Below are 25705 nucleotides of genomic sequence, written 5' to 3'. Positions count from 1 at the left end.
AGCGCATTGATTTCATAGCCCTCTCACTCTCAGATCGGTCCCTGAGACATCCTGACCAACTCGAGGTCAAGGAGCATCCCTGGCGGTCCATTGGAGTGACGATGGGCATTCAGCGGGCGCGGGCGACCCACGACGGCCGTAAGTCCGTCGATGACGGCTTGCTTGCCTTCCGGGTCAGCCCACACCGTTCGGAGGTCCCGGACTGCCCCGGGCCCGACGGTGGTTCTGCGGGGCGGACACCTCCCGCTGCCGCTTCAGGTCAGGTCCGAGTGCTGATGGAACAGCGCGGCGCTCTTGCCGCGTCCGAAATGGGCGGCCGGGGGGCGCAGTCCCCTGTGCAGCGCCCCCCGGCCCGGAGGCGGCGCTACGGCAGCGTCTTCCGGTAGCCCTTGTCCTGGTCGGAGTCGTAGACCAGTTCGCCGTCGGCGTCGTACCCCTTGATGTGCGGGGCCGCGGAGACCTGCTGGTTCAGGACGCCGGAGGCGACGAACCAGCCGTGGTCCAGGGCTGCCTGGCTGGTGGCGTCACCGTAGGAGACGGTCACCCGGGCGACCGACGGCTCGGCCCGGCCGATGGCGCCCCAGCGGAACGGAAGTTTCCAGTTGCCGCGGTCGAGGAACGACCGCTGGTAGAGCTTGCCACCGTTGATGTCGGCCATCACGGGGCCGGCGTCCGGCGGACCGCCGGCGCCGACGCTGGTGTTGATGCCCTGGGCCTCGCCGTCCTTGATTCTGCAGATCAGCCGGGTCTGCTGTGGCTTCTCCTTCACCGCGACGACGAACATGCCGTCGCCGGGCGCGTTGGAGTCGCCGGTGCTCTTCATCGCCAGGATGATCCGGTAGCCGTCGGCCGAGCCCAGGTCCGTCTTGCCCATGATGCCTTGGTGCCCACGGTCGTAGGCGAGGCACTTCTCCAGCCCTTCGGTGGCCTGCTCGAAGGTGATTCCGTCGAGGAGCTGGCCGTCCGTGGCCGGCCGCGCGGGCCCTGACGGGGACGCGGACGGCGCCGGTGTCGGCGCCGCCGTCGGCTGCGTGGCGCTGAACGACGGCGTCGGCGCCGCCGTGTCGCCACCCGTGTCCCCGCCGACCAGCGCGTACGCCCCCACGGGCACCGCCGCCAGCGTCATCAGGACCGCCCCGGCCGCCGCCACCCGGCGCCGCCGCTCCACCGTGCCCTGGCGGCGGATCGCCGGATACGGTGCCGACGAGGGCCGGATCGTGTACGCGTCCTCGGCGAGCAGCCCGCGCAGCTGCGCCTCGAAGTCCCCGCCGGTTGCCCTCTCCTGCTGCTTCTGCTCCTCGTTCACCTGATGCCTCCCTGCCCGGACGGGACCTTGCGGCGGTCAAGTCCGTCCATGACCTGCGCGAGCCCCGGATGTGTACGCAACTTCGCCAGTCCCTTGGACGCCTGGCTCTTGACCGTGCCGGTGGAGCAGCCGAGCACCTCGGCAACCTCCGCCTCGGACAGGTCCTCCCAGTAGCGCATGACGACCACTGCCCGCTGTCTGGACGGAAGTTGGGCCAGCGCCGCGAGCAGGGCGCTCCGCTCGCCGGCCCACGAGACGGCTTCGTCGCGCCCCGCCACCTCAGGCGGCGCGGCGGTCAGCGCCTCCGTCACGCGCCGCTTGCGGAACCGGTCGCTGTTGCAGCTGACCAGCATCCGGCGGATGTACGCCTCCGGACTGTCGCTGCGCGAGACGCGCCGCCACGAGCGGTACGCCTTCGCCAGCGCCGTCTGTGTCAGGTCCTCGGCGTGGTGCACGTCGCCCGTGAGCAGATACGCGGTCCGCACCAGATGGGACCACCGCGCTCTGACGAATTCCTGGAACTGAGCGTCTTGCTCGGCTTGCATCAAGCACCCTCCTCGCCCTCCAGACCACCGTTTCTGCGGATACGGTTGCCCGGGATCCGAGGCCGGGTTTCGAGGGGAGGTACCACGGCCGGTCCGGCGGCCTGGGCCAGAGGAGGTCAGCGGCGCCTCATCGATGACGCCGCCCTCTTCTGCAAGCGCGCCTTCCTGGCCCGGCGCTCAGTGACCGCACCAACAAGGTGATCCAGTGCCCCACGAGTCCGTGAAGGCACGGAGCCACGGACACACACGTCAAGGCAGCCGTGCCGGTCGATCAAGGCCGGCTGAGCCGACCTCGTAGGTCGCAGATACCGAAGGCACCTTCCGCTCTGTCGTCGTCAGGTGTTCCGAGGCGCACCACCTATGCACCACCCGCAGCGGACACCCACGGTCAATCACGGTGACGCCGACCTCGCCCCGAGGGGCACGAGCGGCTGCGTCTGCACAGGTCACCAGCCCATGGAGCGGGATCATCATCAGGATTCCCAAGCTCGGAGTGCGGGTTCGATGCCCGTCACCCGTTCCGAGGAGAAGCCACTCACGTACGCGCGGCGGCGTGATGTCATCCAGGTCCCGTTCCCCGAAGGCCGGCAGGATGCGGGGCCGGAGGCGCCGGAGGTGCCCGGCAGTGTGCCGTACGGGTCCGACTTCGGCCCGGCACGGTGACCACTGATCGGGGCACCTCGCGGCCGGTCCGCCGGTCCGGAGCATTCGGTCCCCGCGGTCCCCCCGCATCCGGGGTGCCGGCCTGTGACCCGTACCGCCCACCCCAATCCATGACGTGCGTCACATCTGGCTCGGAGGCTCTGCCCTGAGCGGGGGTCCACCGGGTTGAGGAAGTCGACGGGGCGTTTCGCCCCGCACGGCCATGTCCGATCGACAGATGGAACGATGTGACTTCCCTTCTCAGAATGCGTGGCGCCCTGCCGGTTGCCGCTGTGGCCGGTGTGCTGGCGCTCACCGGATGCTCCTCCCAGGCCGACAAGAACTCCGCCGGACCCGAAGCGGCATCCGCCGCCGGCGGCGCCTCTGCCACGGCAGCCGCCGAGAACGGCGTGCTGACGATTCCTCAGGACGCGGACGAGGAGACCAAAAAGCAGTACGTGTACCAGAACGCCCTCGCCGCCTGCATGCGGGCGAAGGGGTTCACCTACACACCGCACGTGGAGGACGACCAGGTCACGCAGCTCCCGATCGACGGTCAGGACTACGACGCAACGAAGGAGTACCGGGGGAAGTACGGGTACGGCGTCGCCTACGCCCCGGTTGTCTACCCGAACGACCCCAACGTCACCGGCCCGGAGATGGAGCCGAATCCCGACCAGGCGTATCGGGACGCGCTCTCCCCGGCACAGCGGCAGGCCTACGAAAAGGAATTGGGCGGCGCGGCACTCGTGAACGGAAAGAAGACGGAGCTCCCGGGCTGCTACAAGGACGCGCGGGTGAAGGCTTACGGGCCGGAGAAGTCCAAGGCCGAACTCGAACGTGAAAGCGCCGCCGCCGCGGAGAAGGATCGCGCGGCGCAGCAGGCGCTGGACGGGGACCCGCAGCTGGTGTCGCTGGCCCAGGAATTCGCGTCCTGCCTCCGCAGTGAGGGGATCGCCGTCACCACCACGCAGCCGACCTCCATCGGGGACATGGTGAAGTTCCAGGTGAACAACCCGGCACTGACGGACGGCCGGGGCAGGGGGGACGAGGAGACCGCGCGGGCCAAGCTCGCCCAGGAGATCAGTATCGCCCTGAAGGATCTGGAGTGCGGCAAGGAGTTCCGGGCCGCGTACTTCCCGAAGCTGGCCAAGAACCCCTTCGTCGGAGTGGGCGGATGAGCCGCCTCCGGAGCGGTCCGGCGCGCCGCAGCAGGCAGGTTGCCGTCATCGTCGGCGTGGTGGCCGTAGTCGGCGTGGGCGGCTGGTTCACCGGTATGCAGATGCAGTCCCCCGCTGATGCCGCGGCCGCGCACCAGCCGCCGAAGGCCGGTTCGGTGACGGTCGCGGTGGCGCGGCAGAAGCTGACCGCGACCGTGGTGGCCCAGGGTGAGGTGAAGTTCGGGGCACCGCAGGGCATCTCGCTGTCGGGTCCCGTGGGCTCCTCCGGGGACGACGAGACCGCCCAGCGGGTCACCAAGCTGCCGACCGAGGGGCAGACCCTCGACGAGGGCAGTGTCCTGATGCAGGTCAGCGGCCGCCCGGTGTTCGTGCTGCGCGGCTCGGTGCCGATGTACCGCTCCCTCGGTCCGGGCGGTTCGGGCGACGACGTCCGGCAGTTGCAGAGCGCCTTGCGCAGGATCGGCCACGACCCGGGTGCCGTGAGCGGGAACTACCGGGAGGGCACCGCGGCTGCGGTGGGCCGCTGGTACGAGAGCAAGGGCTACGAGCCGCAGAGCCCCGGCGTCGCCGACCGGCAGCAGCGCGCCGATCTGGAGTCGGCCGTGTCGACGGCCCAGCTGGAGCTGGTTCAGGTGCAGTCGGGCGGGGGCGACGGCCAGGACGGCGGTACGGCGTCCGCCCCGGGGTCCGCCGAAGCCGAGGCCCTCCAGCTGCGCTCCGCCCGGCAGCGGCTGGACCAGGCCAATGCGGCCCTGAACGCGTTCAGGGCCACGTACGGCACCAAGGTCCCGGCGGGTGAGGTGGTCTTCCTGCCCGACCTGCCGGTCCGTGTCGACAAGGTCAAGGTGAAGCTCGGCGACTCCCTGGACGGCGAGGTGGCCACCGTGACGAGCTCCGACGTGGTGGTGCAGGCCACGGTGCCCGGAGCGGACAGTGCCGCACTGCGCAAGGGCATGGAAGCGCGGATCGAGACGCTGGACGGCCGCGAAGTCCGCGGTGTCGTGTCACGGGTCGGCGGTGCGGGTGCCGCTGCCGGCCAGGGTGGGGACAAGGACGGTGCCGGGTCGGACGGCGGCGACGAGACCGGCGCCGCGACAGGCGACGGCGGAACGGGCGACGAGACCGGCGCCGAATCCGGCCCGGCCGATCCCACGGCACCGGTGCCGTTGGAGATCTCCGTAGCCGACCCCGGACCGCTCAGGAACCAGTCGGGTGGCGTCGCCAAGGTGACCATCGAGGTGGGCGCCTCCAAGGATTCCGTCCTGGTGGTGCCCGTGGCGGCGGTCCGCACCTCCGCCGACGGGAAGGCCCGGGTGCAGGTGCGGCGCGACGGCAGGACCATCACCGTCCCCGTCACCGTCGGGCTCGCCGCCGCCGGCCTCGTCGAGGTGACCCCGGACGGCGGTTCGCTGGACGAAGGTGACCAGGTGGTGGTCGGCCAGTGAGGCGACGCCCCGCGGCGGCGGTCACGCTCGAGGAACCGCCGGACGCGGACACCGTGATCGAACTCCGGGCGGTCGGCCGGACCTTCGACTCCGACCCGCCCGTGCACGCGCTGCGCGACGTGGACCTGACGGTCCGCCGAGGGGAGCATCTGTCGATCGTCGGCCCCTCGGGGTCGGGGAAGTCCACGCTCCTCAACACCCTGGGCCTGCTGGACCAGCCCACGTCGGGGAGCTACTGGCTCGACGGAGTGCTGACCAACGCCCTCGGCGACCTGGAGCGCACCGCGCTGCGCGGAAGCCGTATCGGTTTCGTCTTCCAGTCCTTCCACCTGCTGCCGTACCGGACCGTGGACGAGAACGTCATGCTCGCCGAGACCTACCGGGCCCCCCGGCCGGGCCGCGAGCGCCGCACCCGGGCCGAGCGTGCCCGGGAGACCCTTGCACGGGTCGGCCTCGGGCACCGCCTCGGCTTCCTGCCCGGTCGGCTGTCCGGCGGCGAGCGGCAGCGGGTGGCCATCGCCCGTGCCCTGATGGGCGAGCCGGCCCTGCTCCTGTGCGACGAGCCGACCGGCAACCTCGACAGCGAGAACACCGAGTCGGTGCTGGCGCTCTTCGACGAGCTGCAGTCCCAGGGCATGACGCTGCTGGTGATCACCCACGACGACTCCGTCAGCCGGCGCGCGAGCCGGCGGGTACGGATCCGTGACGGCCGGCTCAGTCAGGAGAGCGCATGAGGAGTCGTACCCGTTCCGTGCCGGCCCCGGAGGCACAGCCGCTCAGGCCGGGCACCGAGCACCGTCCCGCATGGCCCGAGCACCCCACGGACGGGGTGGAAGCGGAGCAACCGTCGGAAGCACGAGCCGGCGGACGTCACCGCGGCGAACACAGCCGGTCGCGCCGCCGCGACCAGCCCGAACGCCCGCGGATCGACCCTCGTGACCTGTGGTCGGAAGCGCTGGCCGGAGTGCTCGCCCGCCCGGTGCGCTCGGCGCTGACGACGCTGGGCACCGTGCTCGGCATCGGCACTCTGGTGATCACGATCGGCGTGGCATCGACGGCGGCGAACCAGATCGTCGGCCGGTTCGACGCCCTCACCGCCACCTCGGTGAGCGTCACGGTGCCGTCCCCGCGGCCGGGCTCGGACGACCCCCCGCTGGTGGACTGGTCGGGCGTCGGAGCGGTCGAGCGCCTCGCCGGAGTCGTGTCGGCCGAGGCGCTCGCCGGCTCCGACGGCACCGCGAACGTACAGGTACGGGCCAACGACGTGGTCGCGCCCGGGGAGCTGACCTCACAGACCCTGGCCGTCGTCGCGGCCGGCCCGAACCTGCCCGCGGCGGTCCGCGGCACGATGGTCACCGGCCGCTTCTACGACGCGGGCGACATCGCCCGCCACGACCGGGTGGCGGTCCTCGGGGACCAGGCGGCCCGGCTGCTCGGCATCGGTGATGTCCGCGACGCGCCCGCCGTCTTCTTCCAGGGCCAGTCGTTCACCGTGATCGGCGTGCTCGGCGGCTTCCAGCGCGAGCACCGCCTGTCCACGTCGGTGATCCTGCCGCCGACCACGGCGGCGGACCGGATGGGCCTGGCGAACGTGACCCAGGTACTGGTCAACACCTCCCTCGGCGCGGCCGGGCAGGTCGCCCGGCAGGCGCCGATCGCCCTCTCGCCCGGACACGAGGACGGTCTCACCGTGGTCTCCCCGCCCGACCTGTCCAAGGCCAGGAAGGGCGTCCAGGGTGACGTCAACGGGCTGTTCCTGGTGCTCGGGCTCGTCTCCCTCATCGTCGGTGCCATCGGCATCGCCAACGTCACCCTCGTCACGGTGATGGAACGCATCGGCGAGATCGGGCTCCGGCGGGCCCTCGGCGCGTCCAGACGCCAGGTGGCCGGCCAGTTCCTCGCGGAGTCGACCACGATCGGCCTCCTCGGCGGAGTCATCGGCGCGGCCCTCGGCATCGTCGTCGTGGTCTGCGTGGCCGGCGTCAAGGAATGGACCCCGGTACTGGACCTGCGCCTCGCCCTCGGTGCCCCGGTGGCCGGTGCCCTCGTCGGACTCCTCGCGGGCCTCTACCCCTCACTGCGCGCCGCCCGCATGGAGCCCGTGGACGCACTGCGGGCACCCTCATGAGCCGCCGCGCGGCCCTTCGCGCGAGTGGCTGCCGCGGTACTTCGGTTCGGCGGATGCACTGGAGCGATTCTGTGATGTGTGCCACGTCGGGCAACGTTCCCGGTGTGCGAACCGGTTCAGGATGCGTGAGAGCACCCGGCGCACATCGACGGACGGTACGAGGACAGTATGCGGAGCGGTTGGACGGAGTTCGAGGACTTCGTGGCCCAGTGCGGACCGCGGCTGCTCCGCTCGGCCTGGCTGCTCACCGGCGACCGGCACCTCGCCGAGGACCTGCTGCAGACGGCCCTGGCCAGGAGCTGGCCCAAGTGGCGGCGCATCCGCGACGAGCAACCCGAGGCATACGTGCGGCGGGCGATGATGAACGTGCACGCCTCCTGGTGGCGGCGGCGCTGGCGGGGGGAGGTACCGCACGCGTCGCTTCCCGAGTTCGCGGTGCCGGAGGACCGGTACGGCGAGGTGGATCTGGAACGTACGGTGCGGCAGGCGCTGCGGAGCCTGCCGGCCCGGCAGCGGGCCGTGGTGGTGCTGCGGTACCTGGAGGACCGCAGCGTGGAGGAGACCGCGGCGCTGCTGAACTGCTCTGCCGGAACGGTCAAGAGCCAGGCCGCCAAGGCCTTGCGTACGCTGCGCGGCACTCTGCCCAATCCCGTCGATCTGCGAAGGTGATCAGATGAGCACCGGTCAGGATGAGCGCGGGCCGGAGGTCGAACTGCTGCGCGCGGTGCTGCTGGATCGTCCAGTGGATCTCCCGGCACCGCCCGACCGGATGGCAGGGGTACGCAACCGGTTCCGCCGTACCCGTCGGCTGCGGGCCGCGGCGACCGCCGTGCCGTTGGCGCTGGTGGCGGCCGTCTTCCTGCCGCAGTATCTGGGCCCGGACCGGACCGCCGATGTCGCCGGCCCCCCGGCGACGTCGACATTGTCGCCGGGGGCTCCGAGCCTGCAGAACCTGTACGGCCTCCAGTTGCCCGTTCCGCCCCACTGGAGCCAGCTCACCGTCCCATCACAGCGCGACGGGGCCTCACCGGTGCGGTTCATCTCCGTCAACCCCCTCACCACGCCCCAGAAGTCCTGCTCCGACTTCCGGATCGGCGACTGGACCGACCCGGCCTGTCTGCCCGTGTCCGGGCCCGAGGTCGGAGCCCTCGTGGCCTTCCAGATCGAGGACGACCCCGCGGCAGCGACCAGGGCCGAGCGCTACGCCGCGGCGCAAGCGGTCGATGTCTCCCCCGGCTGCGGCTCCCTGGGCGGGACCAAGATGTACAGGGTGCAGCGGGCAGTGGGCCCCCGGCACCCGGATGCGGTGCTCACCGGGTCGGCATGCGTGGGCGACGTCACCCCGGAGGCCCAGAACCAGCTGATGGCCATACTCGACAAGGCTGTCTTCCCACCGACCTGACCCGGACCGCAGGCGTAGCAGCACGAGCCAGGTCCGCGGCGCCCGCGCGCCGCCCCCGGACCTGTCCCGGCCCTTGTACGTGATCAGGACCCAGGCGGTCGGTCTGCTCTGCCGGGAGGCTGGTCACCAGCACGTACCAGCCGGCAACGGCCGCCTGGGCGATCGCCCGCGCGCCGACCGTGCCCGCGGCCGTATCCAGGTGCGGGGAGGTCGCGTCCGGAGCACGGGCGAGCGGCCGTCGTTGAGCGGTGCCGGCCCGCACCAGGGCCGGGCTCGATTCAGCCGTTGCGCATGAGCCCGATCCCCTCCGAGCGGCATGTTCTCGGAGGGGCCGGATACGGAACGGCGGAGCGGCGGAGAGAACCGGGGGCGGGGGCCGGCCCTCGTTGCGGCCGGACCTGCACGATGTCCCGGTCCCCGTCCCCGTCCCCGTCTCGTGCAAACGGGCTCGGCAGAAGCCCGCCGGGGCCTAGCAGAAGCCGTTGCCCGCTGCCTGATCGTCGGGCACGCCCACGTGCCCTGGACCGGGGCACCAGCGAGGTGGATGCCGACAGCGCCGGTGCAGGCCTCACCTGGGCCCGGGCCTTCGCGACCCTGAGAACCCCCAGATATCCCTGATATGTGTCAGTTTCCTTTGACAGGTGTCGCACAGTGCTGTCAGCTTTGACTGACAGGTAGGTACGAAGGGGGTCGCGATGGCCGGGGTCCCGCACCCTCAGCCGACCGGGGACGAGCTGCTGAAGGTATTCGCGGCGCTCGGGAACCCGCACCGGCTGAGGATCGTGGAGGCGCTCGTCTCCGGGGGCCGGAACTACGTCAGCCGGCTGGCCCGCGAGCTGGAGATCGGCCGTCCGTTGCTGCACATGCATCTGCAGCGGCTGGAGGCGGCCGGACTGGTCGCCGGCTCCCTGGAGCTGTCGGAGGACGGCAAGGCGATGAAGTACTTCGAGGTCACGCCCTTCGCCTACACGCTCACCCCGGACGTCGTGGCGGCCGCGGCGCGGACGATCACCGAGGAAGAGAAGGAAGAGGCGGCGACCGTGAAGGAGAAGGCGAAGTGAACGGATCGGACTGGGCCGGCGTGGTCGGCGCCGGCGGGGTCTTTTTCCTCCTCATCGTGGTCGTCTGGCAGTTCGCCGCGACCTGGCGGGCCCGAATGCTCGCCGCCCGCGAGGAGCAGTACAGGCAGCTCGCCACGAAGTACGCCGAGCTGCTGGAGGACAACGTCGAGCTGCACCGGCGCACGCTGGACGAGCTGACGCAGGCCCGCGCCTCGATCGCCTCGATGGAGAAGATGATGCGCTCCATCGAGTAGCACCACGCCCCATGACGTACGGCCGGGAGCGGCAACTCCCGGCCGCACTGATGGAGAACGCATCCCAGGCACCCACCCCTGTGCCACGGCAGGTCGGCAAACCATCACGCCGTGGTGCGGGTCACGTGCGCCCATTCACCGGTCGGAGACCGGCCGTACTCCACACCCAGGAGACTACTCATGAACGCGCTGCTCAGACGCGCGGCGAGCGCCCCCGGCGGTCGCCGCACCAAATGGCTCGTCCTCGTCGCATGGCTGATCCTCGCCGTCGCGCTGGGTCCGCTCGCGGGCAAGCTCGGCGACGTCGAGGACACCGGCGCCAATGCCTTCCTGCCGGGTGCGTCCGAATCCGCGCAGGTCAACACGGAGTTGGAGAAGTTCCGTAACGACGCGGTGATGCCCGCGGTCGTCGTCCACACCGGCCAGGGCGCGGACGCGAAGGCCGCCGCGGACCGGGCCGCCTTCGCGACGTTCGCGGCCAAGGGTGAGCAGGTCTCGCCGCCCGTCCCGTCCGCCGACGGCAAGGCCCTGATGACGGTCGTCCCGCTCTCCACCGAGGGGGACGACATCACCGCCACGATCGACGAGATGCGCGAGATCGCGGCCGCCAACGCCCCACCGGGCGTGGACGTCGCCGTCGGCGGCCCCGCCGGTTCGCTCACCGACCAAATCGCGGTCTTCGACTCCCTCGACTCCACCCTGATGATCGCCACCGGGCTGGTCGTGGCCGTCCTGCTGCTGATCACCTACCGCAGCCCGGTCCTGTGGCTCTTCCCGCTGCTCTCGGTCGGCTTCGCGGCGGTTCTCACCCAGGTGGGCACGTATCTGCTCGCCAAGTACGCGGACCTGCCGGTCAATCCGCAGAGCTCGGGCATCCTCATGGTGCTCGTCTTCGGCGTCGGCACGGACTACGCGCTGCTGCTCATCGCCCGCTACCGCGAGGAGTTGCACCGCCACGAGGACCGGCACGAGGCCATGCAGATCGCGCTGCGCCGCTCGGGACCGGCGATCCTCGCCTCCGCCGGAACCGTCGCCGTCGGCCTCGCCTGCCTGGCCCTCGCCGACCTCGACCCCTCACGCTCCATCGGCCTGGTCGGCGCGGTGGGCGTGCTCTGCGGCTTCCTCGGGATGATCACCTTCCTGCCGGCCCTGCTCGTCGTCGCGGGCCGCTGGGTCTTCTGGCCCTTCGTACCGCGGTTCGGAACGCCCGCCCGCAAGGCCCACACCGTCTGGTCCCGTATCGGCGCCGCCGTCGCCCGGCGCCCCCGCTGGTCCTGGATGATGTCCGTCGCCGTCACCGGCGTCCTCGCGCTCAGCGCGGCCGGTATCTCCATGGGCCTGCAGCAGGCCGAGATGTTCCAGGACAAGCCCCAGTCGGTCGTCGCCCAGGAAAGGATCTCCGCGCACTACCCGTCCGGCGCTTCGGACCCCGCACGGATCGTCACGCGCGCGGCGAAGGTCTCGGACGTCGCGGCCGCGGCATCCGAGGTGAACGGTGTCGCCCGGATCGAGGACGGCGAGCGTACGCCGGACGGCCAACTGGCCACCCTGTCCGTCGTGCTGAAGGACGTCCCGGACAGCGAGGCGGCCAAGGACACCATCGACGGTCTGCGCGACGCCGTGCATGCGGTCGACGACGCCGAGGCGCTCGTCGGCGGCACCACGGCGCAGACCCTCGACATCCAGCGCGCGTCCGACCGTGACCTGAAGACGGTCATTCCGGCCGTTCTCGCCGTCGTCGTGCTCGTACTGATCTGGTTGTTGCGGTCCCTGGTCGCCCCGCTGCTGCTGCTCGCCACGGTCGTGGTCTCGTACTTCGCGGCACTCGGCGCCTCGAACCTGCTCTTCGAGCACGTCTTCGGGTTCGCGGGCGTGGACCGGTCGATCCCCCTCCTGGGCTTCGTCTTCCTCGTCGCCCTCGGCATCGACTACAACATCTTCCTGATGCACCGCGTACGGGAAGAGGTCGGCCGCATCGGCCACACCCGCGGTGTACTGGAGGGCCTGACGAGCACCGGAGGCGTCATCACCTCCGCGGGCATCGTCCTCGCCGCCACCTTCGCGGTCTTCGCCGGCCTGCCGCTGGTGACGATGGCGCAGATGGGCGTACTCGTCGGCATCGGCGTCCTCCTGGACACCTTCCTGGTCCGCACGGTCCTCGTCCCGGCCCTCGCGCTCGACCTGGGCCGCTGGTTCTGGTGGCCCGGCCGCCTGTTCCGCGGCCTGGGCCGGCGAGAGGGCACCGATGGGGCATCGCACACCGCGGCGGCGGACCGGACACACGAGCCCGCCTGACCTCGGAGGCCGAGCCAGGGCTTCCCGGTCACCTGGCGACCGGGTGGCCGGGTGGCCGGGTGGCCGGGTCAACGTGACTTGCATTCTGGCCGCCTCCGACCGTCTCCGTTCATCGGCCCGCTTCCTCCCGGACCGCGCCGGACTGCGCCTGATGCAGATCCATCAGGAAGCCGGAGATCTCACGCCGTTGGCCGGAGGGGCCGTGCTGCTGCTGTGGACGGCGGGTGTGGTGACGCTGGCCGCGGTGAGCTTCGCCCGTCGGGACGTCTGAGGCCCGGACGGGACACAGGGTCCGGACGGGGTCCACAGCCCGGAGGGGGAAGGGGCACGCTCAGCACCGTCCGATCGGGGGGCTCGAGCCCCGACGGACACCGCATCACCCGTCTGGCCAGCCTGACGTGCCGTCGCCCGCCGCAAGCGGAACCCTAGGATCCGTCACCAGAGGCAGGGATGTCGCCCGCCCCTGCCCGGCATCGGCGGGGCCCCTCATGACCGGAGGAGACGGGATGCTGCACGGCTCCGGCCGGACCCACTGGAAACGGTTCGCCGCCGTGCTCGTCCCGGGTGTCGTGGCCGCCGCCGCCCTCGGCATCGGCATGGCACAGGGAGCGCTGGCCGCGTCGTTCTTCATCTCCGGCAAAAGGTTCCAGGTCGCCATGGACACCCTGGAGGCCCGTGGTGTGAGCATCTACGGCATGGTGGACGTGACCAAGGAAGGCACCCTCGTCCCCGTCGTGGTCACCGGAGCACGCCACGCGACGATCAGCGGCCTGTGCCAGACCGTGGTGGTGCAGGTCCCGGTTCTGGGCCCGTACACGCTGAGGCTCACCGGCGGCGAAGAGCGCCGGGCCGAGGCGAGGAACCTGTTCCTCGACGCAACGTCCTCGTCGTTCGGGGAGGCGAGTTTCGACGACCTCGACATCGGTGTGGCGGCGGGAGCGATCACCAAGGGCCCGATCAGTCCGGGGGACAGGGACTCGAGGTTCTTCGATCCCAACGGCTTCGCCCAGCAGGCGGATTCGGCGTCACTGACCGACGTGGAGTGGACCACGGTCGCCGTCTCGGCCGCCACGTTCAAGGTTCCCGACCTCGAGGTGCGGGTCAAGCAAGGCCGTCACGAGTGCTTCTGAACCCGCGCGCCGCTGCCGCCGACGCCCGACGTGGATTCAGGTCGTGGCGGGGTGAACGGCCTTTCTGGGCCGGGCTGTTCACCCTCGCGGCGGGCCTGCCCATCGTCTACTTCCCGTACGCGGACATGAGCCTGGGCGGCATCCCGCTGGCCCTGTCGACCACGGCCGGCGCGGGAGCGCTGGTCATCGGAATCCTGCTCGGGGTCCTGGGCATCTCCCTCTGGTTCCACCAGCAGGTGCGCGTCTTCGCCGGGATCACGGCCATGCTGCTCTCACTCGTCTCGTTTCCCGTGGCGAACTTCGGGGGCCTCTTCATCGGGCTGTTCTGCGGCCTGATCGGCGGTTCCCTGGCCTGTGCCTGGGTTCCGCCCACGGGCACCGCCGAGCCGCGGCCCGCCGCGAACCGCGGGTCCGCGCACGACCCCTCATAGCGCGCGCCCTGGCATCGCGGTAGTGGACGAAGCGACAATTCCGCGCGCCGGTCGACTCAACATTTTGTAGAAGGCGACGATGTTCGTGAGGGGCGTCACGGGGTTTGATTCCGGTCACACGACGAGACGCTGCTGGTAACACAGCGGGGCTTCGATGCACGTGACTGTACTGACAACCCTGGGGCCGCCGACGGTGCCGGACCAGGGACAACCAGATCTCCTCTCACTCACCTACCTCTTGAAGGGCAAGGCAGAGATGGCACGTGTCGCCGCCCGGCTTTCCACGGACGGAGAGCGGAGCACCCACCCGGTCGACGAGGTACTCCCCCTCCCCAAGCTCGCCCTCTACGGCTTCCAGCACGTACTCGCGTTCTACGCGGGCGCGGTGATCGTCCCGATCATCGTCGGCGGCGCCCTGGGACTCACCACGGAACAGCTGGTCTACCTGATCAACGCGGACCTGTTCACCTGCGGTATCGCGTCCATCGTCCAGGCGTGGGGCATCGGCCGGATCGGCGCGCGGCTGCCGCTGATCCAGGGCGTCACCTTCACCGCCGTGTCCCCGATGATCGCCATCGGTCTGGGCGCCGGAGGCGGCACTGCCGCCCTCCTCGTCATCTACGGAGCCGTCATCACGGCCGGCATCGCGACCTTCGCGTTCGCCTGGCTGCCCGCCAAGGCGTTCCGCACCGTCATGCGGGCCTTCCCCCCGGTCGTCACCGGAACGGTGATCACCGTCCTCGGCATCGTGCTCATCCCGGTCGGGCTCAACGACGCCGCGGGCGGCGTCGGCAGCCCGGACTTCGGCGACCCCAAGCACTTCGCCTACGCCGGCGGCACCATGCTCTTCATCCTGATCCTGATGAAGCTCCGCAAGCCGTTCGTCTCCAGCATCGCCATCCTGCTCGGCCTGGTCGGCGGCACGGCCGTCGCCTTCCTGCTCGGCGATGCCGCGTTCGGCGACGTCGGCAAGGCGGACTGGTTCGGGGTCACCACCCCCTTCCACTTCGGTGTGCCGAAGTTCGAGTGGTTCCCGATCCTGCTGATGATCATCGTCATGCTGATCACCATGGTCGAGACGACCGGCGACACGTACGCCATCGGTGACATCGTCGGCAAGGACGTCGACAGCGAGACCGTGGCCCGCGCGCTGCGTGCCGACGGTGCCGCCACGGCCCTCGGCGGTGCCCTCAACTCCTTCCCTTACGTGGCCTTCGCGGAGAACGTGGGCCTGGTGCGCATGACCAAGGTCAAGAGCAGGTTCGTGGTGGTCGCCGCCGGCGTGTTCATGATCATCCTGGGACTGCTCCCGAAGGGTGCGGCGTTCGTCGCCTCGGTCCCCCACGGAGTGCTCGGCGGCGCGGCGACCGTGATGTTCGCCATGGTGGCCCTGGCCGGCATCCAGACCCTGGCCAAGGTCGACCTCAAGGAGGAGAAGAACGCGCTGGTCGTAGGCGTCTCCCTGGCCTTCGCGCTGCTCCCCGCCACCGTCCCGGTGCTCTTCAAGGAACATATGAACGCCGACCTGTCCTCGCTGCTCAACAGCGGTGTGACGCTCGGCGCCACGGCCGCGATCGTGCTGAACCTGATCTTCAACGGTCTGGGCAAGGACAACGCCCCGAAGGGTGAAGAGCCTCCGGCGGTCGTCCCGGCCCGCTCTGCCGAGGCCTCCGAGGGCGAGGTCTCCGAGGACAAGGCCGCCAAGAGCGGGACCCGCGAGGGTGAAGCCGCCCCGTCGCCGAGCGCCTGAGCCCTCGAGGTGTGGCCCCGGCCGAGCTTGCCGCCCGGCCGGGGCCACCGCTGTTCGCCGCATGAATGTGCGCAACGGAATCGGCAAGTCCCCCTGCACGGAGTGCCGTTCGGGCACTGAACGATCTTGCCTCCGCGCCGGGTATTCGGGAGACACCACTGCCGCCGCCGGACGGACACGGTCTGACGGCTGCGCCACTGAGGGCGTCCGCCTCCACAACCCGGCCTGCCCGTACGGGACCGACGGCCAGTACGGGCAGGTGGCCAGGACGGCCGAGCGGGCGACTGCGTGGCCCGGAACGACGGAAGTGACGGCGGTGAAGGCCCTGGCCGATGCTGCCCGTGCCCGGAGCGTGCCCGACGCCCGGCCGGCCGCCGAAGCGCTCGTCCAGGCTGCCGGCGCCATGGGCCGCAACGTCGAGCCGGTCCGCAGGGCCTGGCTCACCGAGCAGGCCCGGCAGCTGCGCGACGAGTCCTGACCATCCCGTGCCCGGAACCCTGTGGGACGTCGTCGTCCCCAACCTCCCGTTCCGGCCGGACCGGTGGGGGACCACAGGTCCGGCCGGTGCCCGCGTCAGAGCAGTCCGTCGGCGATGGTGCCGAGGGACAGGGCGGGGAGGAAGTTGAGCAGCGCCAGGATGACGGACGCCGCGGTGGCCAGGACGACGAAGTTGACGCCCTCGGCACGGAGCGTGCCGACGGTGACGATTCCCGGCTGCTGCTTGGCGAGGCGGCCGGCCAGCGCCAGGACGCAGACCATCGGCAGATAGCGTCCGGACAGCATCGCCACCACCATGAGCAGGTTGTGGAAGTCGGTGGCGCCGTTGAAGCCCGCCATCGCGCTGCCGTTGCTGTTGGTGTTGCTGGTGTACGCGTAGATGAGCTCGCTCAGGCCGTGCGCTCCCGGGTTGCCCATCGAGGTCTGGGCATGGCCGAGCGCGAGCGCGAGGCCCGCGCACCCGAGGATCACGGTGGGCGGGATCAGCGCGTACACGACGACCCACCGCATCTCCGCGAACCCGATCCGCTTGCGCAGGTATTCGGGCGTGCGCCCGACCATCAGACCGCCGATGAAGACAGCCACCAGGACCATCATGATCAGGCCGTAGAGCCCGCTGCCGGTGCCGCCGGGTGCGATCTCGCCGAGCATCATCGCGGACAGCAGCACACCGCCGCCGAGGCTGGAGAAGCTGTCGTACGCGGAGTTGGCCGCGCCGTCGGCGGAGCCCGTGGCGGCCACGCCGAAGAGCGTGGAGCCGGGGATGCCGAAGCGGGTCTCGGTGCCCTCGTACGATCCGCCGACCGCCTCGGTGACCGTGCCGGTGTGGGCGCTCTGCGCGAGCGAGCCCGCCGCGAGCAGCAGGCCGAAGAGGATGCCGACGACCGTGAGGAGCGTCCAGCTGTGCTTCAGGCTGCCGGTCATCCGGCCGAACATACGGATACAGGCCGTCGGGATGAGCAGCATCAGCACGATCTCGAAGGCGTTGGTCCACGCCGAGGGGTTCTCGAAGGGGTGGGCGCTGTTGGCGTTGAAGACACCGCCGCCGTCGCCAGAGAACAGCTTGAGCCCCTCCCAGGAGGCAGCCGGGCCGTCGAGCAGGGTCTGCTTGGCGCCCGCGACCGTGGTGACGGTCTGACCGCCGCCGAGGCTCTGGACAACGCCGCCGGCCATCAGGACCAGTCCGGCGACGACCGCGATCGGCAGCAGGATCCGGAAGATCGTGCGAAGCAGGTCGGTCCAGAAGTTGCCGAGGTCGTCCGTCGAACGCCGGACCAGGCCCCGGATCAGGGCGAGGGCCGCGCAGATGCCGACAGCCGCCGAGGCGAACGCCTGGACGCCCAGGCCCGCCATGACGGCGAGGTGACCCGTCGTCGACTCACCCGCGTAGTTCTGCCAACTGGTGTTGGTCGTGAAGGAGACGGCCGTGTGCAGGGCGAGCCGCCACGGCATGCCCTCGTGCCCCGTCGACCAGGGCAGCTTGCCCTGGAGGGTGAAGAGGGTGAAGAGCGCCGCGATGCTCACGAAGGAGAAGGCCAGCAGCGCCGTCAGATAGTGCCGCCAGGTCTGCTCCTTGTCCGGGTCGACGCCGCAGACGCGGTAGAGGGCCTTCTCCGCCCGCCAGTGCTTGCCGCCGTCGAGGGCGCGGGCCATGTAGTCGCCGAGCGGGACGTGCAGCCCCACCACCACGGCGAGAACGATCGATGCCTGGATCCAGGCCGCCATGATCAGGCTCCCTGCTTCGGGGACGGCACCGGATGGGTGCGGTCGAGCGCGATGTTCAGTTCGACGACGTTGACGCCCGGTTCGCCGAGCACACCGAGCGCCCGCCCGGTGGTGTACTGCGCGATCAGCTTGCGGATGGCGGCCTCGTCCGCGGACCGCTCACGCGCGATGCGCGGCGCCTGCAGTTCGGCGTACGCCGGGCTGATGTGCGGGTCGAGACCGCTCGCGCTCGCGGTGACCGCGTCGGCCGGCACCTTCGGGTGGGCCGGTGCCGTGCCGCGTACGGGCACGGTCACGGCGCGGCTGTAGTCCGCGCCGTCCTTCGCGCATTCCACGGCGACTCCCTTGTAGGAGGTGAGGAACGGCTTGGCGGGGCAGGCCTGGTTGAGGCTGACGACCTTGGTGACCTTGCCGCTGGTGCCGCCGTCGTGGAAGACGCCGAGGACCGCGCCGACGCCGTCGTCCGTGCAGTACGGACGCGAGCCGTCGACGCCTTCGAGGGCGCCGACCGCCTTGCTGCGCCCGCACACCAGGGTGAGCAGGCCCGGCTTGTCCTTGGTGTCGACGACGGACTCGGGGCCCTGGTTGCCGGCCGCGGAGGCGGTGGCGTCGTAGCCCGTACCGGCGTTGGAGGGCCGGGACTGGAAGTACCGCGTGAGCGGGTTCCCCTTGGCGTCGGTGAAGGACTGGCCGATCAGCGAGCTGCCGGCCGGCTTGCCGTCGGCTCCGGTGATCCGGGAGCCCTCCGCCTTGCCGTGCAGACCGGGCACCTGTGCGAAGGCCGTCATCGCGAGCGGATAGGCCAGACCGGTGAGCAGTGTGAGTACGAGGACCACCCGGAGCGCTGCGATGTGCTGGGCGAGCCAGTGCGGGATGCGTGTCATGTCAGATCCCCGGGATGAACTGGACGAGGGCGACGTCGATGAACTTGATGGCCAGGAACGGCACGGCGAGCCCGCCGAGTCCGTAGATCCACAGATTGCGGGTGAGCAGGGACGAGGCGCTGCTGGGCCGGTAGCGCACGCCGCGCAGGGCGAGCGGGATCAGCGCCACGATGACCACCGCGTTGTAGACGACGGCGGACAGGATCGCGGACTGCGGCGAATGCAGGTCCATGACGTCGAGGCCGCCGAGCCCCGGGTACACCGCGGCGAAGATCGCGGGCAGGATCGCGAAGTACTTCGCGATGTCGTTGGCGATCGAGAAGGTCGTGAGCGCGCCGCGCGTGATGAGAAGCTGCTTGCCGATCTCGACGATCTCGATGATCTTCGTGGGGTCGGAGTCGAGGTCGACCATGTTGCCGGCCTCCTTGGCGGCCGACGTGCCGGTGTTCATGGCCACGCCGACATCCGCCTGGGCCAGGGCCGGGGCGTCGTTGGTGCCGTCACCGGTCATGGCGATGAGGTGGCCGCCGGCCTGCTCGCGCTTGATCAGGTCGAGCTTGTCCTCGGGGGTGGCCTCGGCGAGGAAGTCGTCGACGCCCGCCTCCTCGGCGATCGCCCTGGCGGTCACCGGGTTGTCGCCGGTGATCATCACCGTACGGATGCCCATCCGGCGCAGCTCGCCGAAACGTTCGCGCAGGCCGGGCTTGACGACGTCCTTGAGGTGGACGATGCCGAGCACCTGGGCGGAGCCGCCGTTCACCTCGGCCACGGCCAGGGGGGTGCCGCCGGAGGCGGAGACCTGTTCGACGGTCGCCTCCAGCGCCGCCGGGATCTCGCCGCCCTGCTCGCGCACCCACGCCGCGACCGACGCCGCGGCGCCCTTGCGCAGCCGCCTGCCTCCCCCGGCCTCCGGCCGGGAGGTGCCTCCAGGCAGGTCGACGCCGGACATCCGGGTGGCGGCAGTGAACGGCACCCACTCGGCGCCGTCCGCGACCTGCTCGGTCAACTCGTACTCCTCGTGGGCGAACTCGACGATCGAGCGGCCCTCGGGAGTGTCGTCGGCCAGGCTGGACAGCAGCGCGGCCCTCGCGAGCCGCTCGACCGGCACATCGCCGACCGGCAGGAACGCGCTCGCCCGCCGGTTGCCGAAGGTGATCGTGCCGGTCTTGTCGAGCAGCAGGGTGTTCACGTCACCCGCGGCCTCGACCGCCCGGCCCGACATGGCGAGGACGTTGCGCTGGACCAGGCGGTCCATGCCGGCGATGCCGATCGCTGAGAGCAGCGCGCCGATGGTCGTCGGGATCAGGCAGACCAGCAGCGAGACCAGCACGATGCCGGTGACGCCGTCCGCGGTCAGCGCCGCGGTGTCGGGCGCGGCCGCCATGACGTCCTTGGAGAAGATCGCCATCGGCTGCAGCGTCACGACCGCGACCAGGAAGACGAAGGTCAGCATGACGAGCAGCAGGTTGAGCGCCAGCTCGTTGGGGGTCTTCTGCCGGTTGGCGCCCTCGACCAGGGAGATCATCCGGTCCAGGAAGCTCTGTCCGGGCTCCTGGGTGATCCGCACGACGAGCCGGTCGGAGAGCACCCGGGTGCCGCCGGTGACCGCGCTGCGGTCGCCGCCGGACTCGCGGATGACCGGCGCGGACTCACCGGTGATCGCGGACTCGTCGACGCTCGCGGCGCCCTCGACGACATCGCCGTCGCCGGGGATCAGCTCCCCCGCCGGCACGGACACGATGTCGCCGCGCCGGAGTTCCGCTGCGGCGACGGTCTCTTCGACGTACGCGCCCGCCGCCGCGCCGGGCTCCCAGCCGGCCAGCCGCCGTGCCGTGGTCTGCTGCCGGGTCCTGCGCAGCGAGTCGGCCTGCGCCTTGCCTCGGCTCTCTGCCACGGCCTCGGCGAGGTTGGCGAAGACCACGGTCAGCCACAGCCAGCCGGTGATCAGCCAGCCGAACAGCGTGGGGTGAAGGACGGCGATGCCGGTGGTGAGCGCGGCGCCGACCTCGGTGACGAACATGACCGGGTTGCGGAAGAGCGTCACCGGGTTCAGCTTGCGCAGCGCCTGCGGAAGCGCGCGCCACAGCTGCGTCCGGTCGAGCACTCCGGCGCCGACCCGGTGCGGCCGCTCGGGCGCCGGTGGGTGGGGGTCCGGTACGGGCGCGGGTCGGACCTGTGCAGGAGCGGACATCAGAAACGCTCCGGCTTGATCAGGGCCACCACGAGGTAGGCCAGGAGCGCGACGGCCACGATCAGGCCGACGGTGTTTTCGACGGTCATCGAGACCTCGTCCTCACAGATAGGGGATACTCAGGGATTTTTCGGGCTGTTCACGGCGCGGACGGGACAGCTCTCCGCCGGGGGAGAACCCGGCGGAGATTCAGGGGGCGGTGCGCATGGGCGCCCCGGCTGCTAGACGCCGATGTCGCGGCTGCTCATGCCGGCCGGGGACGCACGGCGCACGAGCACCCCGACACGGCCTTGCGGGACGGCGACGACGGACGGGCGGGTCGCGGAAGAAGCGGGCGCAGGGGCCGGGGCGGGCGCAGGGGCCGGGGCGGGAGCGGGCGCAAGGGCCGGGGCTGCCGCGCGGGCAGGCGCCGGGGCGGAGAACTGGGGGTCGACGGTGAGGGCGGTGACGCCCAGGGGCGCGGCAAGAGCGCGCAGCGCGGTCTCGGAGAGCCTGACACAGGCCTGGTCCTCGCCCAGCGTGGCGGCGAGCTTCTCCACCGAGGTGAAGCCGACGGCCGTGCGGTGGCCCAGGGGGGTGCGGAAGAGGCGGGCTGTCCAGCCCGCGGGTCCCGGCCGGACGGGGACGAACATACGTCCGGCCGGGACGGGTTCAGAAGGTTCCGGGTCCTCGGAATGGCCGGCTGCAGACATGGTTCCGCTCCTGAGAGAGACGCGCCGCCCGGCCGGGTCGGCCGGATGCTTCGGCGAAGATATGCCCGTCCGCCAGGGCGACGGCCGCACCGCTGACGGATGCTTGACAGGAAGAGCCGTACCCGTAACGCGACGCTGATGCGCGGAGCAAGGACTCCCGGGCAAATCGTCGCGCCGGGGCGCCGGGCGCCGGGGCGCCGTCGTCAGGAAAGCCGCAGGTCGATCCAGGGGATGGTGTCCCCCGGCAGCAGATAGCGCTCGCTCTCGACGAATCCGTGCTTCTGCGCGAACCGCAGCCCGTCCGCGTTGGAGGACAGGACGACGGTCTCGATCACCTCCGCACCCAGCTCCCGCGCCCGCGCGACGCCGCGCGCATAGAGTTCCTCGCCGAACCCCCGCCCTCGGTGAGCGGCGAGCACGCGGGCGATGACGGTGGCCGTCGACGCGTCGTCCTCCGTGGGCGGGCGCACCGTGCTGCAGCCCACGGGAGCGTCACCGAGGTAGGCGACCTCCAGGTGGTTGCGGCCGGCACGTTCCCGTACCTCGTCAAGGGACAGGACATGGGTCGGGATGATGACGTTGTGGACGTACCGCCACTCCTCGAGTGCGGCGTCGCCGTCCGGCTGTTCGAAGCGAAGGTCAGACATCGCAGCAGCCAAGCCGAGCGCGGCTCGGAGCGTCAACTCTGTTTGTTCCGCGTCCGCTTGTGACGACTCCCCTTGTGCCGACTCCGTTCGTCACGGCCTGCCTTCGGCCGGGAGCTCCAGGCTGAGCTCGTAGCCGCCGTCGGTGGTCGGGCCGGAGGTGACGGTGCCACCGAGGAGCGCGGCGCGCTGGCGCAGGCCGACCAGGCCGTAGTGCGCACTGGGCAGGGGGAGCGGCGACTGGGTCGGTGCGGTGTTGACGACCGTGACACGGACGGTGTGGCCCTCGTGGAGGACGCGGACGGTCGCGGCGGCGCCGGGGGCGTGCTTGCGTACGTTGGTCAGTGCTTCCTGGACGGTGCGGTAGATCGCGCGCTGGACGGTATGGGGAAGCCCGTCGGGGACATCGGTCTGCAGCTCGGCCTCGATGCCGCTGCTGCCGACCAGCCGCGGGAGGTCGACCAGGGACGGCTGCGGCGTCAGCTCCGTGGGGCGGCCCCCGGCGGCACGCAGGACGCTGACCATGTGCCGGAGCTCGTCCAGGGTCTGCACACTCAGCCGGCGGATCGTGGCGGCGGCCTCCTTGACCTCGGCGTCCCGGGTGCCGACCTGGAGCGCCCCGGCCCGCACCGCGATCAGGCTCACCTGGTGCGAGACGACGTCGTGCATCTCCCGGGCGAGCTGTGCGCGCTCCCTGGCCAGCACGGTCTGGGCGGTCAGCATCCGTTCGTGGTCACGCGCCTCGGAGATCTCGGCGAGCCGCAGCGACAGATCGCGCCGGGTCTGGACGAGCTGGCCCAGGAAGACGGGAGCGGCCGCAGTCGCCGCGGTGTAACCCAGAGTGATCAGGGTCGCCGTGTCGGTCAGGTCGAAGTTCGGGGACGGCCACGAGGTCATGTCGGCGATCGTGAACGCCAGGGCGCAGACGGCGAGCAGGGCGCGACGGCGGCTGAGCGAGGACAGTGTGTACAGCGCGATCAGGGCGGCGACGCCGGCGTCGGAGAGCAGCACCGCGGGCAGGGTGAGGAGGAAGACGACCAGCGGCAGGCGACGGCGCAGCGGAAGGACGCAGGCGGCGCCCAGGGCGAAGGCGAGGCGAACCGGCTGACCGGTGTCGACGTTGGCCCAGACGTCCAGCAGCGAGGCCGCGACGAGAAGGGTGTTCTGCAACAGCGGGACGAGCACACGGCGGGAAGTCATTCCCCCTCCTGGTGCTGCTGGTCCGGCGGGCCCCCGGGGCACTGCGGGTCCTGCGGCGCCTTGAGCAGGCCGGCCCGCTCGGCGAGCAGGGCGGCCTGGACACGGCCCGCCACCTCCAGCTTGGTGAGGATGGCGCTCACATGGTCCTTCACCGTGCCGGTGCTGAGATGCATGCGGGTGGCGATGTCGGCGTTGGACAGTCCCTCGGCGATGAGGACGAGTACGGCACGCTCACGCTCGGTCAGCCGGCCCAGACCGCGGGCGGCCGGCTCCTGGGGACCGGCCTCGAGATAGCCGTCCACGACCGTCCGGGTGACCTTCGACGACAGCACCGTGCCGCCGTCGGCCAGGGCCCGGACCAGGAACGGCAGCTCCTCGGGGTCGGTGTCCTTGAGCAGGAACCCGGCGGCGCCGGAGCGAAGAGCCGCTGCCACGTACTCATCCATGTCGAATGTCGTGAGCATGGCCACCACCGGAGGATGCGGCAGCCGGCGGAGTCCGGCCAGGACGGTGAGTCCGTCCACGTCCGGCATCCGGATGTCCAGCAGTACGAGGTCGGGACAGATCTCCTCTGCCGTACGGACCGCCTGGCCACCGGGAACCGCCGCGACGACCTCGATGTCGTCCGCCGCGTCGAGAATGCGCTGGAAGCCCGTACGGATCAGGGCCTCGTCGTCGACCACCATTACCCGGATCACGGTGTGCTCCACTCGCTGTCGGACCACTGTCCGATTCGTACCATGTCGGCGCATGCCATGCCGTACCGGCGCCGGATCCGGCCGGACGGCGGGACCGGGGCAGCCGGTCGGCGGGGGCGATTCCGGACAGATGCCGGATGGTTGCCACCGGCAGCTTCCCGGACGCTGGGCTCATGACGCAGGACTCGCTCCGTGCAGGCGCACCGGCTCTTCCGGCGGGAATCGCTGGAAAACCCGTCGGGCGCCGCCACCGCCCCGCCCGCCTGGTCGGATGACCGGACGGCCCCCACCCCTGGATGACTCATGGACACGTTCAGCTACCACGGCAGCGACGGATGCTCCTTGCACGCCGCCACGCTCGGGACGGGACCGGCCCTGATCCTCCTGCACGGCGGGGGCCCGGACCATCACAGTCTGGTGCCGCTGGCACGCCGGCTCGCGGAGAGCTACACGATCGTCCTGCCGGATGTACGCGGTTACGGACGCTCGGTGTGCACCGACCCCGGTCGGCACACGTGGGCGCAGTACGCCGACGACATCGCGGCCCTCCTCGGCCATCTGGGCCTCGACTCGGTGGCCCTGGGCGGGACGGGCCTGGGCGGCACGATCACGCTGCGTGCGGCTGCGGCACACCCCGAGCGCATACGGGCCGCGGTCGTCATGAGCGTCGACGACATCGAGGACGCCGCGAAGGAGCCGGAGACGGCGATGATGGAGAGCTTCGCCGAGCGCGTCCTGCAGGAAGGGATCGACGCCGCATGGAAGGCCGTCCTGCCCGATCTCGCACCGGTCATCAGGAATCTGGTCCGTGATGCCATGACCCGCTCGGACCCCGCCAGCATCGCCGCCGCCTGTGCGATCGGCCGCGATCGTGCCTTCACGAGCGTCAGCGAGCTCGCGTCCATTCCGGTTCCGACCCTGGTCGTTCCGGGCAGCGACCACCGTCGTCCAGCGGCCTCGGCCGAGGAGATGGCCGATGCCCTCCCCCACGGGCATCTCGCCAAGGTCGCCCTCTCCGGCGATCTGCTCACCGCCGACGATCTGGCACAGACGATGGCTCCGGTGATGTGGGCGTTCCTCGCCTCACACCACCTGCCCGTCCAGACCTGCCGCAGGGTCGTGCGCCGCGAGCGGCCCCTGGTCGCACTCGCGCGGTGACGAGGGAAGGCGCGCACGGTCGAACCAGTCCCTGGTGCCCTCCCTGGTCGAGAGGGCGATCAGCAGAGCACCCACCGCGACGCCGGCACCGCCCAGCTCGTATCCGGCCGGCACGGCGACCGCGCTGCCGACGAGGACCACCCAGCCGATGACAACCGCGCCGACGCGGACCTTGTCGCCTCCGCCGGCGAACTTCGCCGCGACGACGAACGAGGCCACGGCCAGCAGCGCGAACGGAAGCGCCGCGAGGAGCAGCAGGCCCAGGATGAGTTCGCCCAGGGCACCGGTCTCGAACGTCGCGGCGACCACCGTCAGCCACAGGACGGGAACGACGCCCGACGCGCCGACGGCGAAGAGCACGGCACGAGCGCATCGGGCCGTGCCGGGCATCCGGCTCATGCAGGTTCCTTCGAACGGGCGGGTGCGGGTGGCCAGGCGCACGGGG

The 25705-nt window shown here is 71.0% G+C and carries 27 protein-coding genes; 16 read left to right on the top strand and 11 right to left on the bottom strand.

The features are described 5' to 3' along the window. Window positions 1–364 precede the first annotated feature (364 nt). Together ABT078_RS16610 and ABT078_RS16605 are read right to left on the bottom strand one after the other, a co-directional pair. On the bottom strand, window positions 365–1306 hold the full coding sequence (locus ABT078_RS16610; protein ID WP_351228199.1) for a hypothetical protein: 942 nt from the start codon (window positions 1304–1306) through the stop codon (window positions 365–367). After that, window positions 1303–1851 carry a SigE family RNA polymerase sigma factor gene (locus ABT078_RS16605; protein ID WP_351228197.1) on the bottom strand — a complete coding sequence of 183 codons (549 nt, stop codon included), beginning with the start codon at window positions 1849–1851 and terminating at the stop codon, window positions 1303–1305. The genes ABT078_RS16610 and ABT078_RS16605 overlap by 4 nt, the downstream gene beginning before the upstream one ends. 504 nt (window positions 1852–2355) lie before the next feature. On the opposite strand from ABT078_RS16605, the gene ABT078_RS16600 reads away from it, so the two are divergent. The 15 genes from ABT078_RS16600 (at window position 2356) to ABT078_RS16530 (ending at window position 16048) form a co-directional block, all read left to right on the top strand. Further along, on the top strand, window positions 2356–2514 hold the full coding sequence (locus ABT078_RS16600; protein WP_351228195.1) for a hypothetical protein: 159 nt from the start codon (window positions 2356–2358) through the stop codon (window positions 2512–2514). Window positions 2515–2759: 245 nt separating this feature from the next. Continuing rightward, window positions 2760–3674 (top strand): hypothetical protein, encoded by a 915-nt coding sequence (locus ABT078_RS16595; protein ID WP_351228193.1) that lies wholly within the window; start codon window positions 2760–2762, stop codon window positions 3672–3674. Beyond that, entirely contained in the window at window positions 3671–5119 is a 1449-nt protein-coding gene (locus ABT078_RS16590) for a peptidoglycan-binding protein (RefSeq protein WP_351228191.1), read from the top strand. The genes ABT078_RS16595 and ABT078_RS16590 overlap by 4 nt, the downstream gene beginning before the upstream one ends. Then, window positions 5116–5853, top strand: coding sequence for an ABC transporter ATP-binding protein (locus ABT078_RS16585; protein ID WP_351228189.1), 738 nt, complete (start codon window positions 5116–5118; stop codon window positions 5851–5853). Before ABT078_RS16590 ends, ABT078_RS16585 begins: the two co-directional genes overlap by 4 nt. Beyond that, complete coding sequence (locus tag ABT078_RS16580) at window positions 5850–7247, top strand: ABC transporter permease (protein ID WP_351228187.1); 1398 nt, start codon at window positions 5850–5852, stop codon at window positions 7245–7247. The genes ABT078_RS16585 and ABT078_RS16580 overlap by 4 nt, the downstream gene beginning before the upstream one ends. Before the next feature lie 168 nt (window positions 7248–7415). Continuing rightward, entirely contained in the window at window positions 7416–7916 is a 501-nt protein-coding gene (locus tag ABT078_RS16575) for a SigE family RNA polymerase sigma factor (RefSeq protein ID WP_351228185.1), read from the top strand. Window positions 7917–7920: 4 nt separating this feature from the next. Continuing rightward, window positions 7921–8649: a hypothetical protein gene (locus ABT078_RS16570; RefSeq protein WP_351228183.1), complete on the top strand. Its 729-nt coding sequence runs from the start codon at window positions 7921–7923 to the stop codon at window positions 8647–8649. Window positions 8650–9344: 695 nt separating this feature from the next. Continuing rightward, window positions 9345–9710: an ArsR/SmtB family transcription factor gene (locus ABT078_RS16565; protein WP_351228181.1), complete on the top strand. Its 366-nt coding sequence runs from the start codon at window positions 9345–9347 to the stop codon at window positions 9708–9710. After that, window positions 9707–9964 carry a hypothetical protein gene (locus ABT078_RS16560; protein ID WP_351228179.1) on the top strand — a complete coding sequence of 86 codons (258 nt, stop codon included), beginning with the start codon at window positions 9707–9709 and terminating at the stop codon, window positions 9962–9964. The genes ABT078_RS16565 and ABT078_RS16560 overlap by 4 nt, the downstream gene beginning before the upstream one ends. A gap of 180 nt (window positions 9965–10144) precedes the next feature. Continuing rightward, window positions 10145–12259 (top strand): MMPL family transporter, encoded by a 2115-nt coding sequence (locus ABT078_RS16555; RefSeq protein WP_351228177.1) that lies wholly within the window; start codon window positions 10145–10147, stop codon window positions 12257–12259. Window positions 12260–12332: 73 nt separating this feature from the next. Continuing rightward, window positions 12333–12530, top strand: coding sequence for a hypothetical protein (locus ABT078_RS16550; RefSeq protein WP_351228175.1), 198 nt, complete (start codon window positions 12333–12335; stop codon window positions 12528–12530). A gap of 217 nt (window positions 12531–12747) precedes the next feature. Further along, window positions 12748–13389 (top strand): DUF6230 family protein, encoded by a 642-nt coding sequence (locus tag ABT078_RS16545; protein ID WP_351228173.1) that lies wholly within the window; start codon window positions 12748–12750, stop codon window positions 13387–13389. Beyond that, window positions 13380–13820, top strand: a complete 441-nt coding sequence (locus ABT078_RS16540; RefSeq protein WP_502981231.1) for a DUF6114 domain-containing protein — start codon at window positions 13380–13382, stop codon at window positions 13818–13820. The genes ABT078_RS16545 and ABT078_RS16540 overlap by 10 nt, the downstream gene beginning before the upstream one ends. Before the next feature lie 256 nt (window positions 13821–14076). Then, complete coding sequence (locus tag ABT078_RS16535; RefSeq protein ID WP_351228242.1) at window positions 14077–15570, top strand: nucleobase:cation symporter-2 family protein; 1494 nt, start codon at window positions 14077–14079, stop codon at window positions 15568–15570. A 307-nt stretch (window positions 15571–15877) separates the two neighbouring features. Continuing rightward, a complete protein-coding gene (locus tag ABT078_RS16530) occupies window positions 15878–16048 on the top strand; it encodes a hypothetical protein (protein ID WP_351228171.1) in 171 nt (56 codons plus the stop codon). A gap of 95 nt (window positions 16049–16143) precedes the next feature. On the opposite strand, the gene kdpA is transcribed toward ABT078_RS16530, so the two are convergent. From kdpA to ABT078_RS16490, 8 genes are all read right to left on the bottom strand, one after another. Beyond that, complete coding sequence (gene kdpA, locus ABT078_RS16525) at window positions 16144–17793, bottom strand: potassium-transporting ATPase subunit KdpA (protein ID WP_351228169.1); 1650 nt, start codon at window positions 17791–17793, stop codon at window positions 16144–16146. A gap of 2 nt (window positions 17794–17795) precedes the next feature. After that, window positions 17796–18677, bottom strand: coding sequence for a potassium-transporting ATPase subunit C (locus ABT078_RS16520; protein ID WP_351228167.1), 882 nt, complete (start codon window positions 18675–18677; stop codon window positions 17796–17798). 1 nt (window position 18678) lies between these two features. Further along, window positions 18679–20868 (bottom strand): potassium-transporting ATPase subunit KdpB, encoded by a 2190-nt coding sequence (gene kdpB / locus ABT078_RS16515; protein WP_351228165.1) that lies wholly within the window; start codon window positions 20866–20868, stop codon window positions 18679–18681. Further along, window positions 20868–20957, bottom strand: a complete 90-nt coding sequence (kdpF, locus tag ABT078_RS16510) for a K(+)-transporting ATPase subunit F (protein ID WP_351228163.1) — start codon at window positions 20955–20957, stop codon at window positions 20868–20870. The genes kdpB and kdpF overlap by 1 nt, the downstream gene beginning before the upstream one ends. Window positions 20958–21089: 132 nt before the next feature. Continuing rightward, a complete protein-coding gene (locus ABT078_RS16505) occupies window positions 21090–21560 on the bottom strand; it encodes an SAV_915 family protein (RefSeq protein WP_351228161.1) in 471 nt (156 codons plus the stop codon). Between the two features lie 203 nt (window positions 21561–21763). Further along, a complete protein-coding gene (locus ABT078_RS16500) occupies window positions 21764–22207 on the bottom strand; it encodes a GNAT family N-acetyltransferase (RefSeq protein WP_351228159.1) in 444 nt (147 codons plus the stop codon). A gap of 90 nt (window positions 22208–22297) precedes the next feature. Beyond that, window positions 22298–23404 carry a sensor histidine kinase gene (locus ABT078_RS16495; protein ID WP_351228157.1) on the bottom strand — a complete coding sequence of 369 codons (1107 nt, stop codon included), beginning with the start codon at window positions 23402–23404 and terminating at the stop codon, window positions 22298–22300. After that, the gene (locus ABT078_RS16490) at window positions 23401–24102 is read right to left on the bottom strand and encodes a response regulator (RefSeq protein ID WP_351228155.1); all 702 of its coding nucleotides are present in this window, start codon (window positions 24100–24102) and stop codon (window positions 23401–23403) included. The genes ABT078_RS16495 and ABT078_RS16490 overlap by 4 nt, the downstream gene beginning before the upstream one ends. A 303-nt stretch (window positions 24103–24405) precedes the next feature. Here ABT078_RS16490 and ABT078_RS16485 point away from each other — a divergent pair, with 303 nt between their 5' ends. Next, window positions 24406–25260: an alpha/beta fold hydrolase gene (locus ABT078_RS16485; protein WP_351228153.1), complete on the top strand. Its 855-nt coding sequence runs from the start codon at window positions 24406–24408 to the stop codon at window positions 25258–25260. On the opposite strand, the gene ABT078_RS16480 is transcribed toward ABT078_RS16485, so the two are convergent. Further along, the gene (locus ABT078_RS16480) at window positions 25186–25659 is read right to left on the bottom strand and encodes a hypothetical protein (protein WP_351228151.1); all 474 of its coding nucleotides are present in this window, start codon (window positions 25657–25659) and stop codon (window positions 25186–25188) included. The genes ABT078_RS16485 and ABT078_RS16480 overlap by 75 nt on opposite strands. Window positions 25660–25705 lie beyond the last annotated feature (46 nt).

It is taken from the genome of Streptomyces sp. NPDC002133, assembly GCF_040296405.1.
Lineage (GTDB): Bacteria > Actinomycetota > Actinomycetes > Streptomycetales > Streptomycetaceae > Streptomyces.
This window is presented reverse-complemented; position numbering and strand designations above follow the sequence as displayed.

Bases quoted from the DNA above. Each gene is read 5' to 3' on its own strand.
- ABT078_RS16535 (WP_351228242.1), top strand. From the start codon at position 14,077: ATGGCACGTGTCGCCGCCCGGCTTTCCACGGACGGAGAGCGGAGCACC.
- ABT078_RS16600 (WP_351228195.1), top strand. From the start codon at position 2,356: ATGCCCGTCACCCGTTCCGAGGAGAAGCCACTCACGTACGCGCGGCGG.
- ABT078_RS16590 (WP_351228191.1), top strand. From the start codon at position 3,671: ATGAGCCGCCTCCGGAGCGGTCCGGCGCGCCGCAGCAGGCAGGTTGCC.
- ABT078_RS16570 (WP_351228183.1), top strand. From the start codon at position 7,921: ATGAGCACCGGTCAGGATGAGCGCGGGCCGGAGGTCGAACTGCTGCGC.
- ABT078_RS16500 (WP_351228159.1), bottom strand. From the start codon at position 22,207: ATGTCTGACCTTCGCTTCGAACAGCCGGACGGCGACGCCGCACTCGAG.
- ABT078_RS16485 (WP_351228153.1), top strand. From the start codon at position 24,406: ATGGACACGTTCAGCTACCACGGCAGCGACGGATGCTCCTTGCACGCC.
- ABT078_RS16575 (WP_351228185.1), top strand. From the start codon at position 7,416: ATGCGGAGCGGTTGGACGGAGTTCGAGGACTTCGTGGCCCAGTGCGGA.
- kdpB (WP_351228165.1), bottom strand. From the start codon at position 20,868: ATGTCCGCTCCTGCACAGGTCCGACCCGCGCCCGTACCGGACCCCCAC.
- ABT078_RS16565 (WP_351228181.1), top strand. From the start codon at position 9,345: ATGGCCGGGGTCCCGCACCCTCAGCCGACCGGGGACGAGCTGCTGAAG.
- ABT078_RS16505 (WP_351228161.1), bottom strand. From the start codon at position 21,560: ATGTCTGCAGCCGGCCATTCCGAGGACCCGGAACCTTCTGAACCCGTC.
- ABT078_RS16580 (WP_351228187.1), top strand. From the start codon at position 5,850: ATGAGGAGTCGTACCCGTTCCGTGCCGGCCCCGGAGGCACAGCCGCTC.
- ABT078_RS16555 (WP_351228177.1), top strand. From the start codon at position 10,145: ATGAACGCGCTGCTCAGACGCGCGGCGAGCGCCCCCGGCGGTCGCCGC.
- ABT078_RS16545 (WP_351228173.1), top strand. From the start codon at position 12,748: ATGACCGGAGGAGACGGGATGCTGCACGGCTCCGGCCGGACCCACTGG.
- kdpF (WP_351228163.1), bottom strand. From the start codon at position 20,957: ATGACCGTCGAAAACACCGTCGGCCTGATCGTGGCCGTCGCGCTCCTG.
- ABT078_RS16595 (WP_351228193.1), top strand. From the start codon at position 2,760: ATGCGTGGCGCCCTGCCGGTTGCCGCTGTGGCCGGTGTGCTGGCGCTC.
- ABT078_RS16605 (WP_351228197.1), bottom strand. From the start codon at position 1,851: ATGCAAGCCGAGCAAGACGCTCAGTTCCAGGAATTCGTCAGAGCGCGG.
- kdpA (WP_351228169.1), bottom strand. From the start codon at position 17,793: ATGGCGGCCTGGATCCAGGCATCGATCGTTCTCGCCGTGGTGGTGGGG.
- ABT078_RS16520 (WP_351228167.1), bottom strand. From the start codon at position 18,677: ATGACACGCATCCCGCACTGGCTCGCCCAGCACATCGCAGCGCTCCGG.
- ABT078_RS16495 (WP_351228157.1), bottom strand. From the start codon at position 23,404: ATGACTTCCCGCCGTGTGCTCGTCCCGCTGTTGCAGAACACCCTTCTC.
- ABT078_RS16480 (WP_351228151.1), bottom strand. From the start codon at position 25,659: ATGAGCCGGATGCCCGGCACGGCCCGATGCGCTCGTGCCGTGCTCTTC.